The sequence below is a fragment of the Nocardioides terrigena genome (genome assembly GCF_003047265.1).
GTDB classification, from domain to species: Bacteria; Actinomycetota; Actinomycetes; order Propionibacteriales; family Nocardioidaceae; genus Nocardioides; species Nocardioides terrigena.
Genome location: NZ_PZYY01000004.1, coordinates 439,217 through 453,193 on the forward strand (window position 1 = coordinate 439,217; position 13,977 = coordinate 453,193).

General features: G+C 72.8%; 15 protein-coding genes, 1 tRNA gene and 1 riboswitch. Of the genes, 7 read left to right on the forward strand and 9 right to left on the reverse strand.

Translation table 11 applies throughout. The features are described 5' to 3' along the window. Positions 1-18 precede the first annotated feature (18 nt). From DAE25_RS23155 to DAE25_RS11370, 3 genes are read left to right on the forward strand one after another with little or no spacing between them, the layout of a single operon-like run. Entirely contained in the window at positions 19-1,281 is a 1,263-nt protein-coding gene (locus DAE25_RS23155) for a hypothetical protein (protein WP_159083686.1), read from the forward strand. Between the two features lie 31 nt (positions 1,282-1,312). Then, a complete protein-coding gene (locus DAE25_RS11365; protein WP_107766291.1) occupies positions 1,313-1,540 on the forward strand; it encodes a biotin/lipoyl-binding carrier protein in 228 nt (75 codons plus the stop codon). 37 nt (positions 1,541-1,577) lie between these two features. Then, positions 1,578-2,681 carry a zinc-binding dehydrogenase gene (locus DAE25_RS11370; RefSeq protein WP_107766292.1) on the forward strand — a complete coding sequence of 368 codons (1,104 nt, stop codon included), beginning with the start codon at positions 1,578-1,580 and terminating at the stop codon, positions 2,679-2,681. A 15-nt stretch (positions 2,682-2,696) separates the two neighbouring features. On the opposite strand, the gene gndA is transcribed toward DAE25_RS11370, so the two are convergent. Continuing rightward, a complete protein-coding gene (gene gndA / locus DAE25_RS11375) occupies positions 2,697-4,151 on the reverse strand; it encodes an NADP-dependent phosphogluconate dehydrogenase (protein ID WP_107766293.1) in 1,455 nt (484 codons plus the stop codon). A gap of 63 nt (positions 4,152-4,214) precedes the next feature. Further along, positions 4,215-4,279: riboswitch (guanidine-III (ykkC-III) riboswitch) on the forward strand. Between the two features lie 10 nt (positions 4,280-4,289). Between gndA and DAE25_RS11380 the strand changes: the two genes are divergently transcribed. Next, positions 4,290-4,604, forward strand: a complete 315-nt coding sequence (locus DAE25_RS11380; protein ID WP_107766294.1) for a DMT family transporter — start codon at positions 4,290-4,292, stop codon at positions 4,602-4,604. On the opposite strand, the gene DAE25_RS11385 is transcribed toward DAE25_RS11380, so the two are convergent. Next, on the reverse strand, positions 4,594-5,187 hold the full coding sequence (locus DAE25_RS11385) for a helix-turn-helix domain-containing protein (protein ID WP_107766295.1): 594 nt from the start codon (positions 5,185-5,187) through the stop codon (positions 4,594-4,596). The two genes, DAE25_RS11380 and DAE25_RS11385, sit on opposite strands and share 11 nt — an antisense overlap. Before the next feature lie 117 nt (positions 5,188-5,304). On the opposite strand from DAE25_RS11385, the gene DAE25_RS11390 reads away from it, so the two are divergent. Further along, positions 5,305-6,000, forward strand: a complete 696-nt coding sequence (locus tag DAE25_RS11390) for a class I SAM-dependent methyltransferase (protein ID WP_107766296.1) — start codon at positions 5,305-5,307, stop codon at positions 5,998-6,000. 15 nt (positions 6,001-6,015) lie between these two features. Here the strand turns inward: DAE25_RS11390 and DAE25_RS11395 are convergent, their stop codons facing one another. From DAE25_RS11395 to DAE25_RS11415, 5 genes are all read right to left on the reverse strand, one after another. Beyond that, positions 6,016-7,053, reverse strand: a complete 1,038-nt coding sequence (locus DAE25_RS11395) for a zinc-dependent alcohol dehydrogenase family protein (RefSeq protein WP_107766297.1) — start codon at positions 7,051-7,053, stop codon at positions 6,016-6,018. A gap of 157 nt (positions 7,054-7,210) precedes the next feature. After that, positions 7,211-8,596 carry a calcium-binding protein gene (locus DAE25_RS11400; RefSeq protein WP_159083687.1) on the reverse strand — a complete coding sequence of 462 codons (1,386 nt, stop codon included), beginning with the start codon at positions 8,594-8,596 and terminating at the stop codon, positions 7,211-7,213. A 251-nt stretch (positions 8,597-8,847) separates the two neighbouring features. Further along, a tRNA-Ser gene (locus tag DAE25_RS11405) sits at positions 8,848-8,937 on the reverse strand. 32 nt (positions 8,938-8,969) lie between these two features. Beyond that, positions 8,970-9,443, reverse strand: coding sequence for a nucleoside deaminase (locus DAE25_RS11410; RefSeq protein WP_107766299.1), 474 nt, complete (start codon positions 9,441-9,443; stop codon positions 8,970-8,972). Continuing rightward, positions 9,440-9,925 (reverse strand): tRNA adenosine deaminase-associated protein, encoded by a 486-nt coding sequence (locus DAE25_RS11415; protein WP_107766300.1) that lies wholly within the window; start codon positions 9,923-9,925, stop codon positions 9,440-9,442. Before DAE25_RS11415 ends, DAE25_RS11410 begins: the two co-directional genes overlap by 4 nt. A 102-nt stretch (positions 9,926-10,027) precedes the next feature. On the opposite strand from DAE25_RS11415, the gene upp reads away from it, so the two are divergent. Then, positions 10,028-10,669 (forward strand): uracil phosphoribosyltransferase, encoded by a 642-nt coding sequence (gene upp / locus DAE25_RS11420; RefSeq protein WP_056888107.1) that lies wholly within the window; start codon positions 10,028-10,030, stop codon positions 10,667-10,669. Positions 10,670-10,679: 10 nt separating this feature from the next. Beyond that, positions 10,680-11,741, forward strand: coding sequence for an alpha/beta hydrolase (locus tag DAE25_RS11425; RefSeq protein ID WP_159083688.1), 1,062 nt, complete (start codon positions 10,680-10,682; stop codon positions 11,739-11,741). Between the two features lie 12 nt (positions 11,742-11,753). Here the strand turns inward: DAE25_RS11425 and DAE25_RS11430 are convergent, their stop codons facing one another. Together DAE25_RS11430 and DAE25_RS11435 are read right to left on the reverse strand one after the other, a co-directional pair. Continuing rightward, positions 11,754-12,707 (reverse strand): glycoside hydrolase family protein, encoded by a 954-nt coding sequence (locus tag DAE25_RS11430; protein ID WP_107766302.1) that lies wholly within the window; start codon positions 12,705-12,707, stop codon positions 11,754-11,756. Between the two features lie 70 nt (positions 12,708-12,777). Beyond that, a complete protein-coding gene (locus DAE25_RS11435; protein WP_107766303.1) occupies positions 12,778-13,971 on the reverse strand; it encodes an ABC transporter ATP-binding protein in 1,194 nt (397 codons plus the stop codon). Positions 13,972-13,977: the final 6 nt, after the last annotated feature.

Sequence of the window (13,977 nt, forward strand, 5' to 3'; positions counted from 1 at the left end):
GCCTGTAGCCTTCGGGCCGTGTCCTCCCCCTCTCGGGGCCCCGCCAAGGGCCGCCGCATCGCCGACAGGCCGCCGTCACGGTGGCGGCGTGGTCGGTCGTCGCACCCCGAGGCGGGGGCCGCCCACACCACCGGCCCCGGGTCGGCCTCCCCGCCGGACCGGCCCACGGAGCAGCCGGATCCCGCGCCGACCGGGACCCCACCGACCGAGGCTGAGTCGATCAGGTCCACACCGGCCGAGGCCGAGCCGACCAGCACCACACCGACCGAAGCCGAGCCGGCTCCACCACCCGAGTCCGGGCTCGGCGTCTCGCCGCGGGTCCAGGCGCTGCTGTGGCTCACCGCCGCCGTGGTGGTCGTCGCCGGCGTGGCCGCGCTGGTCGCCGCCGCACTGGGCGTGGGTCCGGAATGGCTCGACGGCGTCGGTGCCGTCGCGGTGGCCACCGTGTTGTCGTGGGCGCTCGCGGTGCGGACCGGCGGCCGGCCCTGGGTCACCGCGGTGCTCGCGCTCGCGATCGGTGGCTCGGCGGTCGTGGTCGACACGGCGATGCTGCGCACCGGTGCCGCCGTCCTCACCGTCGTCACCGGCGGCGTGCTGGCGGTCATGCTCACCGTCCCGGCCGCCACCTACCTGCGCGCGTGCCGCGAGGTCCTCATCGCGACCGTGATCTCCGGCATCACGGCCCTCGCGGCCGTCGGCCTCGAGCCGACGGTCACGGTCCCGCGCTTCGACTACGCCTCGTTGCTGCTGGGGCTGGTGCTCGTCTTCGGTCTCGTCTACCGTCTCGGCGCCGGCCTCCACGGCCTCGGTCGTCGCGGCCTGGTCGCGGTCCTCGTCGGCGCCGTCCTGCTGGTCCTCACCCTCGCCTACGCCGAGCTGCTGCGGAGGTACGGCGCGGGGTCGGTCGTGCAGAGCGCGCTCGAGTTCGTCGACTGGACCACCGAGCGGATCGGGGCCTTCCCGCGTCCGCTCGTGGTGCTGCTCGGCATCCCCGCGCTGGTCTGGGGCACCCACATGCGCGCCCGGCGCCGCCAGGGCTGGTGGGTCTGCGCCTTCGGCGTGACGGCCACGATCCCGCTGGCGCAGGGGCTGCTCGACCCGGAGGGCAGCTTCCTCGAGGCCGGCCTGCAGGCGGCGTACTCGCTCGTCCCGGGCCTGCTGCTCGGCTACCTCGTCGTGCGCACGGATCTGGCACTCACCGGCCCGCGCGGCCGGCGCGGGCGTCGCGCGGAGGAGGCCGAGGCGCACCGTCCCGAGCCCTCGCGGCTCGCGGAACTCTGACTACGCCCCAGTAACGGCTAGCGTCGCCTCCATGGCCCGCTCCCAGTCCACCGAGATCCTCGCCGAGATGGTGGCCAACGTCCTTGTGGTGTCCTGCGAGGTCGGCGACACCATCGCCCAGGGCGACACCGTCATCCTCCTCGAGTCGATGAAGATGGAGATCCCCGTCCTCGCCGAGCGCGCGGGCACCGTCACCGCCATCAGGGTCACCCCCGGCGACGTCGTCCAGGAGGGCGACCCGCTGATCGTGCTGGACTGACACGCGCCTCCGGGGAGGGGTGCGGCACAGTGGGCACATGCTGATCCGCGGTGCCGTCCTCGAGTCGATCGGCGCCCCGCGCCCCTACGCCGACTCCCGTCCGATCACCATCGGCGAGCTCGAGCTGGACCCGCCCGGGCCCGGCGAGCTGCTGGTGCAGGTCGAGGCCGCCGGCCTCTGCCACTCCGACCTGTCGGTCGTCGACGGCAACCGGGTGAGGCCGGTGCCGATGCTGCTGGGCCACGAGGCGGCGGGCCGGGTCGTCGAGGCAGGACCCGGTACGACCGTCGCGGTCGGGCAGCGCGTGGTGATGACCTTCCTGCCGCGCTGCGGCGAGTGCAGTGCCTGCGCCACCGACGGGCTCGCGCCCTGCATCCCGGGCAGTGCCGCCAACAACGCCGGTCACCTCATCGGCGACGCGCAGCGCCTGCACCGCGACGGCGCGGACGTCTTCCACCACCTCGGCGTCTCCGGCTTCGCCGACCACGCGGTGGTCCACGAGACCTCGGTCGTGGCGGTCGACGACGACGTGCCCGCGGAGGTGGCCGCGGTCCTCGGGTGCGCGGTCCTCACCGGTGGCGGGGCGGTCCTCAACGCCGGCCGGCCGACACCGGGGCAGACGGTCGCCGTGGTCGGCCTCGGCGGTGTCGGCATGGCCGCGGTGCTCACCGCGCTGGCCCAGGACGGCGTACGTGTCGTCGGCATCGACACCCTGCCGGACAAGCTCGAGGCCGCCCGCCGCCTCGGCGCCCACGACGCGCTCACCCCCGACCAGGCGGTCGAGCAGGGCGTGAAGGCCGAGGTCGTCATCGAGTGCGTCGGTCGCGCCCGCGCCTTCGAGGCGGCGATCGACCTGACCGCTCCCGGCGGTCGCACGGTCACGGTCGGGCTGCCCGCACCCGACGACACGGCGACCGTCTCGCCGCTCGCCCTGGTCGCCCAGGGGCGCACCATCATCGGCAGCTACCTCGGGTCGGCCGTCCCGAGCCGGGACATCCCCGTCTTCGCCGACCTCTGGCGGGCCGGGCGTCTGCCGGTCGAGCACCTCGTGTCGTCGCACATCGCCCTCGACGAGATCAACGCCGGCATGGACGAGCTCGCCGAGGGGCGAGCCATCCGCCAGGTCATCACGTTCGGCTGACGGAAGCGCGTCGGCTCAGCCGGAGGACTCCTCGGGTCGCCCGTCCTCGGCCCAGCGGGTGTGGAACGTGCCCTCGCGGTCGACGCGCTCGTAGGTGTGCGCCCCGAAGTTGTCGCGCAGCGCCTGGATGAGCGCCGCCGGCAGCCGGTCGCGGCGCAGCCCGTCGAAGTAGGCCAGCGACGAGGAGAACGCGGGAGTGGGTACGCCGCCGCGCACCGCCGTCGCGACCACCTCACGCCAGGCGTCGACACCGTCCTTGACGGCGTCGGCGAAGTACGCCGTGGTGAGCAGCGTGGTCAGGTCGGGCTCGTCGGCGTACGCCTCCTTGATCCGGTCGAGGAACTGAGCGCGGATGATGCAGCCGCCGCGCCAGATGGTGGCGACCTCCCCGAGGTCGATGTCCCAGCCGTGCGCCTCGGCGCCGGCCGCGATCTGGTCGAACCCCTGGGCGTAGGCGACCACCTTGGAGGCGTAGAGCGCCGCCCGGACCTGGTCGACGAACGTGTGGCGGTCGACCTCGACCCGCTGCGCCTCGGGGTCGGTGCTGAAGACCGCGCGGGCCGCCGCCCGCTGCTCGGTGTGGCCGGAGAGCGACCGGGCGAAGGTCGCCTCGGCGATGCCGGTGACCGGGACGCCCAGCTCGAGCGCGTTCTGCACGGTCCACCGACCGGTGCCCTTCTGCTCGGCGGCATCGCGCACCACGTCGACGAACGGCTCGCCCGTCGCCGCGTCGGTGTGGCGCAGGACGTCCGCGGTCATCTCGATGAGGAACGACTCCAGGTCGCCGCCGTTCCACTCCTCGAAGATGTCGGCAACCTGCGCGGGTTCGAGGCCGAGCACCGAGCGCAGCAGGTCGTAGGACTCGGCGATGAGCTGCATGTCGGCGTACTCGATGCCGTTGTGCACCATCTTCACGAAGTGACCCGCACCGTCGGGGCCGACGTGGGCGCAGCAGGGGGTGCCGTCGACGACGGCCGCGATCGACTCGACCACCGGGCGGAGGCGTTCGTAGGCGTGCTCCGAGCCGCCGACCATGATCGAGGGTCCGTGGAGGGCGCCCTCCTCGCCGCCGGAGACACCCATGCCGACGAAGTGCAGGCCGTGCTCGGCCAGCGCCTCCTGGCGCCGGACGGTGTCGACGAAGTGCGCGTTGCCGGCGTCCACGACGATGTCGTCCTCGTCCAGCAGCGGCACGAGCTCGTCGATCACGGCGTCGGTGGCCTCGCCGGCCTTGACCATCACGACGATCGCGCGCGGTCGGGCAATGGCATTCACCAGCTCCTCCAGCGACTCGCTGGCGACGAAGTCGCCCTCGTCGCCGAACTCGTCGAGGAGCGCGGTCGTGCGCGCGGTCGTGCGGTTGTGCACCGCGATGGTGTGGCCGTTGCGGGCGATGTTGCGGGCCAGGTTGCGCCCCATGGTCGCCAGCCCGGTGAGGCCGATGGTCGCTCGAGCATGCTCGTCGGTCATGGTGCGCCAACCCCTGCCGGCGGGCCGCTATTCCTCGGGAGGGGCGTCGCGTGGGTAGCATCGGCGGTGAGCCGACCCGGCTCGCCGGACGAGGGAGCCGTACCCGGACAGCGACAAGACGGCCTCCTGGAGGTCGTCATGGCGTGGATCGTGCTCATCGTGTCCGGGGTGCTGGAAGCCGTCTGGGCCGTGGCGCTCGGACGCTCCGAGGGTTTCACCCGCCCCGTCCCGTCACTGGTGTTCGTCGTGGGTCTGGTGCTGAGCATGGGCGGGCTGGCGTTCGCGATGCGCACCCTGCCGATCGGGACGGCGTACGCCGTGTGGGTCGGGATCGGGGCGGCGCTGACGGTGGGCTTCGGGATGGCCACCGGCGCCGAGTCCGCCAGCCTGGTGAAGGTGCTGCTGATCGTCGGGCTCGTCGGCTGCGTGGTCGGCCTCAAGCTCACCCACTGAGGCCGGAGCGCCCCGCGGGGGCGGCCCGCACGTGCGCCCGCTCGCCCTGCCGGCCGATCAGGCTGAGGAACTCGACCGGCCCGGCGGCGGTCGCGCCGAACCAGTGCGGCGTCCGGGTGTCGAACTCGGCGGCCTCGCCCGCGACCAGCACCAGGTCGTGCTCGCCCAGGACGAGGCGCAGCGTCCCGTCGAGGACGTAGACCCAGTCGTGGCCCTCGTGGGTGCGCAGCTCCGGCTCGGCGTCGTCGCGCCCGGCGGGCAGGACGAACTTGTAGGCCTGGATGCCACCGGGTCGTCGGGTGAGCGGGATGACCGTCGACCCGTCGCCGACCGCGATCGGGCGCAGGTTGATGCGGGGGTTGCCGGTCGGCGGCGCGTCGACGAGCTCGTCGAGGGTGACGCCGTGGGCCCGGGCCAGGGGGAGCAGCTGCTCCAGGGTGGGCCGTCGCAGCCCGGCCTCGAGGCGGGACAGGGTGCTGGTGGAGATCCCGGTATCGGCGGACAGGGACGTGAGGGTGAGGTCGCGTTGCTGGCGCAGCCGCTTGAGACGCGGCCCGACGGCGTCGAGGGTGCGGTCGTCCATGGGCGCAGTTTGCCATTCGGCAAGATCGTGTGCGGATCGGAGCCGTACGCCGCAGGCTGGCGACCGAGGACCCGACCGCGCACCGGACGCCGGCCGGGCCGGACGCACGGAGGCACGATGACGCACGGGTTCGACGCGGACTACTGGGAGGACCACTGGCGCGAGGTGGGTGCACGTGACGGGCACCGACAGGTTCCCGCCAACCCCTACCTGGCCACCGGGACCGAGGGCCTCGTGCCCGGCACGGCCCTGGACGCCGGCTGCGGCGAGGGCGCCGAGGCGATCTGGCTCGCCGAGCGCGGCTGGCAGGTCACGGCGGCCGACATCTCGGCCGAGGTGCTGGCGCGGGCGACCGGGCGGGCGGCCTCGAGCCCGGCGGCGGACCGCATCGACTGGCGGCGGGCGGACCTGGGCACGTGGGAGCCGGTGGGTGCCTTCGACCTGGTCACCACCCACTACGCGCACCCCGCGATGCCCCAGCTGGCGTTCTACGAGCGGATCGCCGGGTGGGTCGCGCCGGGCGGGACGTTGCTCGTCGTCGGCCACCTCCAGGACCCGGGCGGCGACCACGGCCACGCGCACGGACAGGGGCACGGTCACGGTCACGACGCCGGGGACGGCGCCGAGGACGGCCAGCCGCCCGCGCACGCCACTGTCACCGCGGCGAGCGTCGTCGGCTGCCTCGACCCGGAGGCGTGGGAGGTCGTCTCCGCCGAGGAGCGCAGTCGGACGATCGAGGGGCGGGAGGCGCCGTTGCACGACGTCGTCGTCCGGGCCCGGCGCCGTACGTCGCCCGGGGCGGCCTCCTCGTAGTCCTTCGGGGTCGACTCAGCGCGTCGGGTCGATGATCGTCATGCCGGCCACGGTCGCGGTGTCGAAGCCGGGCAGCAGCGCCGCCGCCGCCTCGAGGCCCACGGTGCGCTCGACGAGTCGCTGCGGAGCGAGGGCGCCGCTGCGGATCAGCCCGAGCATCTCCGGGTAGTCGACCGCCGACATGCCGTGGCTGCCGAGCAGGTCCAGCTCCCAGGCGATGACGCGCGCCATCGGCACCCGGGGGTGCCCGTCCACCGGGGGCAGCAGCCCGACCTGGACGTGGCGTCCGCGGCGCCGCAGGCCGAGGATCGCGTCCGCGCTCGTCTGCTCGCTGCCGACCGCGTCGACGGCGACGTGGCTGCCACCGCCGGTCAGGTCGGCCACCACGGACGGCACGTCGACCCCGTCGGCCAGGACGACGTGGTCGGCGCCCAGCGCGGTGGCTGCCTCGAGGGCCTCGGGGTTGCGGTCCACGGCCACCACCCGCGCCCCGAGCGCGCGGGCGATCATGACCGCGCTGAGACCGACGCCGCCGGCCCCGACCACGCTCACCCACTCGCCCTCCCGCAGGCGGGCCCGCGCGCCGAGGGCCCGGTAGGCCGTGGCGAAGCGGCACCCCAGGCCCGCTGCGGTGGCGAAGTCCACCTCCTCCGGGACGGCCACCAGGTTGGTGTCGGCCGCGTGGAGGGCGACGAGCTCGGCGAAGGAGCCCCAGTGCGTGAAGCCCGGTTGCTGCTGGTCGGGGCAGACCTGCGCCTCACCGGCCCGGCACCACTCGCACCGGCCGCAGCCGCAGACGAAGGGCACCGTCACACGGTCCCCGACCTGCCAGTGGCGGACGTCCTGCCCGACCTGCTCGACGACCCCGGCCAGCTCGTGGCCCGGCACGTGGGGAAAGGCGATGTCGTCGTGGCCGGCCCAGGCGTGCCAGTCGCTGCGGCACATCCCGGTGGCCATCACCCGCACCACCACCCCGCCCGCCGGGGCGACGGGGTCGGGCACCTCCCGGACCTCGGGTCGGGCTCGGACGGCATCCAGGACGACAGCGCGCATGGCGACATCGTGGCACCCGCGAGTCGGCGGGCCGGAGCGGTGCTCCCCGGACAGGACAGGCCCGGACCCACGTCCGTGGGTCCGGGCCTTGCGGATGTCCTGAGACATCACAGTCAGAGTCCAGTGCTGAGCAATGGCGGCGGTCCACCTCCTGGCTCTAGCGTCGCGCCTCGCAGTCCGTGACCTTCTCACCGTTCAGGCATCGGTCTCGGCCGTAACGAGCGTTGAGGGTGTCGTGTCCGGGGCCGCCGTCGAGGACGTCCTTGCCGTAGCCGCTGAACAAGAAGTCGTCTCCGCCGCGCCCGTCTGCGTGGACCGGGAAGGTGGCGTCCAATGCGCCGAAGTGGTCGGCACGGTTGCTGCCGATGAAGGTGAGGCCCGACGTCTTCCGTCCCTTCCCGACCACATCGAATGACTCCAGTCCAGCAAGTCGCACGGTGGGCTTGTGCCCGGCGACGCTGATACGACGCTGGGGCAGGTTGATGGTGATGGCCCCTGCAGGGACGGACGGGGCGATTCTCAAGCGCAGGCTGTCGCGACTGCCGCTGCCGCCGTCGAGGACGTGGCGTCCCTGTCGGGTGTATGCGGCGCGGATGATGTCCTTGTCGGCGCCTGCGCGTACTGCCATGGACCCGGTCCCGGCCAAGAGGATCGAGTCGCGCCCCTTGCCGCTGCTGACAGACAGCCGTGCGTTGCTCTTGCCGCGCACCTCATCGTCCCCCGAGCCACTGTCGATGCGGTCGCCGCCGGTGAAGGCGATGCGATCGTCTCCCTCGCCCGCGTCGAGGGTGTCGCCGTCATCAGCGAGTGGGGTGCTGTCGGTCGTGGTGCCGTTGAGCTCGCGCCTGACCGGGGGTGCGTCGAGGTACACCCAGTCGTCCCCGGCACCGGCGTCCACCGTGTCTGCCCCGACTCCGGCCTCGATGTCGTTGGGCCCATCGGTGCCGATGAGGTGGTCGTCGAATGCTGACCCGATGACACCGAAGTGACCGTCTCCCACGATGCTGTCGCGGCCCTCTCCGGTCGCCAGGCCGGTGGCGAGGTCGACCTTCACTCCGGTCGTCGAGTCGGCGTAGGAGACCCGGTCTGGGGTCATGTAGGTGTAGCAGTCGCACAACTTGAGGGAGTCTAGGTCGACGCCGAGGTCGACATGGTCATCGCCGGGACCAGGCACGAGCAGGTCCCCCACGTACGGGGAGTCGTCGCCCTCGTAGTGCCGGTCGAGGCCCCCGAAGAGGCGGTCGTCGCCTGTCCCGCCCGTGATGTGGTCCTCACTCGCGAACCCGCAGATGATGTCGTTGCCACCCGCGCCGTCGATCGTGTCAGCCCCCGACGTTCCTAGGATCACGTCGTCTCCGGGGGTGCCCACCACGGGGTCGGTCCGGTAGGACGTGGGGTCGGCCGCCACGACGATCGTGGCCGGGCGACCATCACAGGTCTCATCGGCCGCCTGTGCCGGGGACATCACTGCCATCGCCCCGACAGCCGCCAGTGGCATCAACAGGCCGCCCAGTGCGGCAAGAGCGGTCGTGGTCGTTCGCATGGTGCCTCCGTGGGAGCGGGTATCAGGGCGGTAGCCCCTGTACGACGCGAGAGCAGTCGAAGAAGTTGTGCACCTCGCACGTCAACCTCATCGGCCAGCGGTCGAGGGAGTCGAACCACCGGGCTGAACGTACGCGGCGCGTTCTTCCGCTTGCTCACCATCGACACAGGCCGCGACTACCAACCCAGAAATGCGAAAGATCCGAACCCCCACTGGGGGTTCGGATCTTTGCTGTCTCTTGCGAGATCACATGGCGGTGGCGGTGGGATTTGAACCCACGGTGGGTTTGACCCCACACATCATTTCGAGTGATGCACCTTCGGCCGCTCGGACACGCCACCGCCGGAGAGATTACCGGACGTCGCACGCGGCGCTAAATCGACCTCTGCCCGGTGAAGAACGCGTCCAGCAGGGAGGTCGACTCGGCGGCCAGCACGCCGGCGACGACCTCGGGCCGGTGGTTGAGTCGCCGGTCGCGCACCACGTCCCACAGCGACCCCGCGGCGCCGGCCTTGTCGTCGTACGCACCGAAGACGACGCGGTCGACCCGCGACAGCACGGCCGCGCCGGCGCACATGGTGCACGGCTCGAGCGTGACGACCAGGGTGCAGCCGGTGAGCCGCCACTCGCCGAGGGCACGGGCTGCGGCGCGCAGGGCCACGACCTCGGCGTGGCCGGTGGGGTCGCCCTCGGCCTCGCGGACGTTGTGGCCGCGGGCGAGGACGTCACCGGAGGGGTCGAGGACGACTGCGCCGATCGGCACGTCGCCGGTCGTCCCGGCGGCCCGGGCCTCGTCGAGGGCGAGGCGCATCGCGGTGTCCCACACCGGGGGAGCGGCAGGGCTCATGCAGACGTGAACCCGACGACGTCGTCGAAGAGCTCGCCGAAGCCGAGGCGGCGGGCGACCTCGGAGAGCATCTCGTCGGGGTAGAGGTCGACGTCGTCGAGGAGCACGGCGAGGTCCACGGCGTGCATCCCGAGGTCACCCAGCAGCTCGAGGTCGCCCGCGGGCGCCGGCTCGTCCTCGTCGTCGAGCGGGGGCAGGCCCAGGACGTCGAGGGCCGACCGGGCCAGCTCCCACTCCTCGGCGGCGGTCACGTCGGACAGCAGCACCCGGGTGGACGAGCCGTCGACCCGGACCAGCACGAAGAAGTCCTCGTCGACCGCGACCATGCCGACGGCACCGGCATCGCCGGGCAGGCGTCGCAGCGCGTGCGACAGGGAGTCGACCGAGTAGTACGCGGGCGACGCGATCTCCTGGAGCAGCCACTCCCCGTCGTCGCGGAAGGCAGCGAGCGCGAAGTCGACTCCGTCCGACTGCTCAGACATGGAGACCCCTTCCCGTGCTCCGTCCCCGCCGAGCCTCCAGCGTCGCAGAAAGGCGACCCGCCGCCAACCCTGTTCACGCCCGCGCCCACTAGGGTTTGCGCCATGCGCACCCACGTCGTCGACCACCCGCTGGTGTCCCACAAGCTCACGACGCTGCGGGACGAGACCACGGACTCCCCGACCTTCCGCCGGCTGACCGACGAGCTGGTGACGCTGCTGGCCTACGAGGCGACCCGCGAGGTCCGCGTCAACGAGCACACCATCCAGACGCCCGTGGCCGCGGCGACCGGGGTCAAGCTCGCCACGCCGAAGCCGCTCGTCGTGCCGATCCTGCGCGCCGGGCTCGGGATGCTCGACGGGATGATGCGGCTGCTCCCGACCGCCGAGGTGGGCTTCCTCGGGATGATCCGCAACGAGGAGACGCTGGCTGCGTCGACGTACGCCGAGCGCCTCCCGGAGGACCTGTCCGGTCGCCAGTGCTACGTCCTCGACCCGATGCTGGCCACCGGCGGCACCCTCGCCGCAGCCATCCGCTTCCTCACCGACCGCGGCGCCGACGACATCACCTGCATCTGCCTGCTGGTCGCCCCCGAGGGCGTCGCCGCCCTGGAGAAGGGCCTCGAGGGGCTCGACGTCCCGGTCACCGTCGTGACCGCCGCCATGGACGAGCGCCTGAACGAGAAGGGCTACATCGTCCCCGGCCTCGGTGACGCAGGAGACCGCCTGTACGGCGTGGCGCACTGACGTGGGCGCCGTGCGGCCCACCCGCCGCGACCGCCTCGAGCGGGCCGTCAACCGGGTGGCCTCGGCCAGCCCGGCCCGGCTCCAGTCGCTGCTTGCCGGCAGCGGCGTCACCAGCGAGGGCCAGCGGCTCAGCCCGCAGTTCGCCCTGGCCCTGCGGGCGCTGGCGCTGACCGGCAAGACGTCGTACGACCAGCTCGACGTGCCCGCCGCCCGGGCGCTGCTCGAGAAGGAGTCGTGGACCTTCACCGGGCCCACCATCGAGGTCGGCGCCGTCCACGACGTGACCCTCGACGAGCCGGGCGAGGTCGCGGTCCCGGCCCGCCTCTACCTCCCCGCCGACGAGCCGGGCGGCTTCGACGGCCCGCCGCCCGTGGTCGTGTTCCTCCACGGCGGCGGCTGGGTGCTCGGCAGCGTGGAGAGCCACGACGCCGTCACCCGCTTCCTGTGCCGCCACGGCCGGGTGGCCGTGCTGTCGGTCGACTACCGGCTCGCGCCCGAGCACCCGTTCCCCGCCGCGGTGGAGGACGCCGTGCACGCGGTCCGCTGGGCCCGCCGCCACGGCGAGCGGTGGGGGTACGACGGCTCCCGCCTCGCCGTCGCCGGCGACTCGGCCGGCGGCAACCTCTCCGCCGTGGCCTGCCAGCAGCTCCGCGGCACCGACGACGTGCCCGACCTCCAGGTGCTCGTCGTGCCGGGCGTCGACTTCAGCCGTCGCACCGCGTCCCGCGAGACGTACGGCGACGGCTTCTTCCTCACCGACGGCGAGATGGACTGGTACGAGGACCACTACCTCGGGCCCGACACCGACCGCAGCGACCCGCGAGCCTCGCCGCTGCTGGCCGACGACCTCGCGGGCCTGCCGCCGGCGTACGTCGTGGTGGCCGGGTTCGACCCGCTGCGCGACGAGGGCGAGGCCTACGCCCGGGCGCTGCGCGACGCCGGCGTGCCGGTCACCCTGCGCCGCCACACCGCGCTGGTGCACCCCTTCATCAACGGCGTCACGATGAGCGACGAGGCCCGCGCGGCGGGCTTCGAGATCGTCGGGGCGATCCGGCTCGGGCTGCGAGCCTGAGCGCAGGTCGGCTCAGCCCTGCTCGTCCGCCACGAGGTAGCCGTCCTCGAGGTGCACGACGATGGGATCGATGATCTCCATCGCGTCGATGCCCTCGGGCTCGCGGTTGAGGAAGCCGATGAGGCACCACGAGCCGTCGCGCCGCTGCACGAGCGGGGCGGCGAAGAGGGTGGGCGCCGCCGTGAACGGTCGGGCCGCGGCCACGTCCCACGGACCGAGTGCCGAGCCGCCCGGCACCGACCAGGTGCAGAAGTCCCCGAAGCGGGCCCGGTGCTCGTCGGTCTGCTCGTCGGGGTGGCAGGTGAAGACCAGCAACCACTGCCCGTCGACCTGCCGGACCTGGATCACCTCGAGCTGGCCGAAGCCGCTGCCCGGCTGGCTGAGCGGCGAGCAGACCTCCCACGTCGCCAGGTCGCGGCTGCGGGCGTGGCCGACCACGCCGTCGTCGTTGCGGTCCGCCCCCACGGCGCGGGCGGTGACCAGCATGTGCCACCCGTCGCCGTCCGGGTCGCGGAGGACCTGGGGGTCGCGCCAGGTCTCGCTGGCGGCGACGTCCTGCGGGTGCGTCTTGTACCAGCGCGGGTCGATGCCGATCAGGGGAGCGACGCCGACCCGGTGCCAGGTCGTGAGGTCGTCCGAGACCGCGAGTCCCAGTCGCTGGTCGGTGAGCCCGCCGCCCTCGGAGATGGCGGTGTAGAACAGCCGCCACCGGCCCTCGTCGTCGCGCACCACAGAGCCCGTCCAGATGGCCAGGTCGTCCCACGCGCCCGCGACCGGGCCGAGCGCGTCGGGGCACTCGCGCCACGTCACCAGGTCACCGGAGACGGCGTGGCCGACGATCGCGCGGGTGTGCCGCGACGACGGTCCCGCCTCCGAGCGCTCGGCCTTGAGGAAGAACAGGTGGAAGTCCTCGCCGTCGTCGACGACCCAGCTGTCCCACACCCAGTGGCCCGCCAGCCTCAGCACGGCGGGACCGCCACCGGCGCGGCGTCGGTGCGGGCGACGACGAGGTGCGCCCGCAGCTCCAGCGCGGCCATCAGTCGCGGATCGCCAGACCGGTCTCCGGGTCGAAGAAGTGCAGCCGCTCCTGGTCGATGGCGATCTCCACCTGGTCGCGCGGACGCACGCGCGAGCGGGGGCTGAACGACGCCACCCAGATGTTGCCGTCGTGGGCCACCGGCACGTCGTCGACGCCCGCGTCCTCCTCGAGCGCCTTGGTGTCCTCGGTGACCACGCGCGGTGCGTCGACCGGGAAGTGCACGACGATCTCCGAGCCGAGGGCCTCGGTGAGGGCCACCGACGTGGTCAGTCGCGCCTTGCTGCCGGCGTCGCGGGCCAGGGCGGCGTCCTCCATGTCCTCGCTGCGGATGCCCACCGCGACGTCGCGACCGGCGTACGACGCGAGTGCCGGACGGGCCGCCGTGACCGAGTCGGGCACCTGGATGGTCGCCCCGCCGAAGGTCACCGTGACACCGGCGTCGGTGCGATCCACCCTCCCGATGGCCATGTTCATCGGCGGGGAGCCGATGAAGCCGGCGACGAAGATGTTGTCGGGGTGGTCGTAGAGGTGCTGCGGGGCACCGAGCTGCTGGAGCACACCGGCCTTCATGAGCGCGACGCGGTCGCCCATGGTCATGGCCTCGGTCTGGTCGTGCGTCACGTAGATCGTGGTGACGTCGAGGTCGCGCTGCACCTGGGCGATCTCGGCGCGCATCTGCACGCGCAGCTTGGCGTCGAGGTTGGAGAGCGGCTCGTCCATGAGGAACACCTGCGGCTCGCGCACGATCGCGCGACCCATGGCCACCCGCTGGCGCTGGCCACCGGAGAGCTGCTTGGGCTTGCGGTCGAGCAGCGGCCCGAGCTCGAGCATGTCGGCGGCCCGCTTGACCCGCTTCTCGATCTCCGCCTTGTCCATGCGCCGCAGCTTGAGGCCGTAGGCGATGTTGTCGGCCACGCTCATGTGCGGGTAGAGCGCGTAGGACTGGAAGACCATGGCGATGTCCCGGTCGCGCGAGGGAAGGGTGTTGACCACCCGGTCGCCGATGGTGAGCGTGCCGGTGCTGATGTCCTCCAGTCCCGCGATCATGCGCAGGGCGGTGGACTTGCCGCAGCCGGACGGGCCGACAAGCACGATGAACTCGCCGTCGGCGATGTCGATGGACAGGTCGTGCACGGCGTGGAAGCCGTTCTCGTACTGCTTGTTGACCTTGTCGAGGACTACTTCGGCCACGATCCA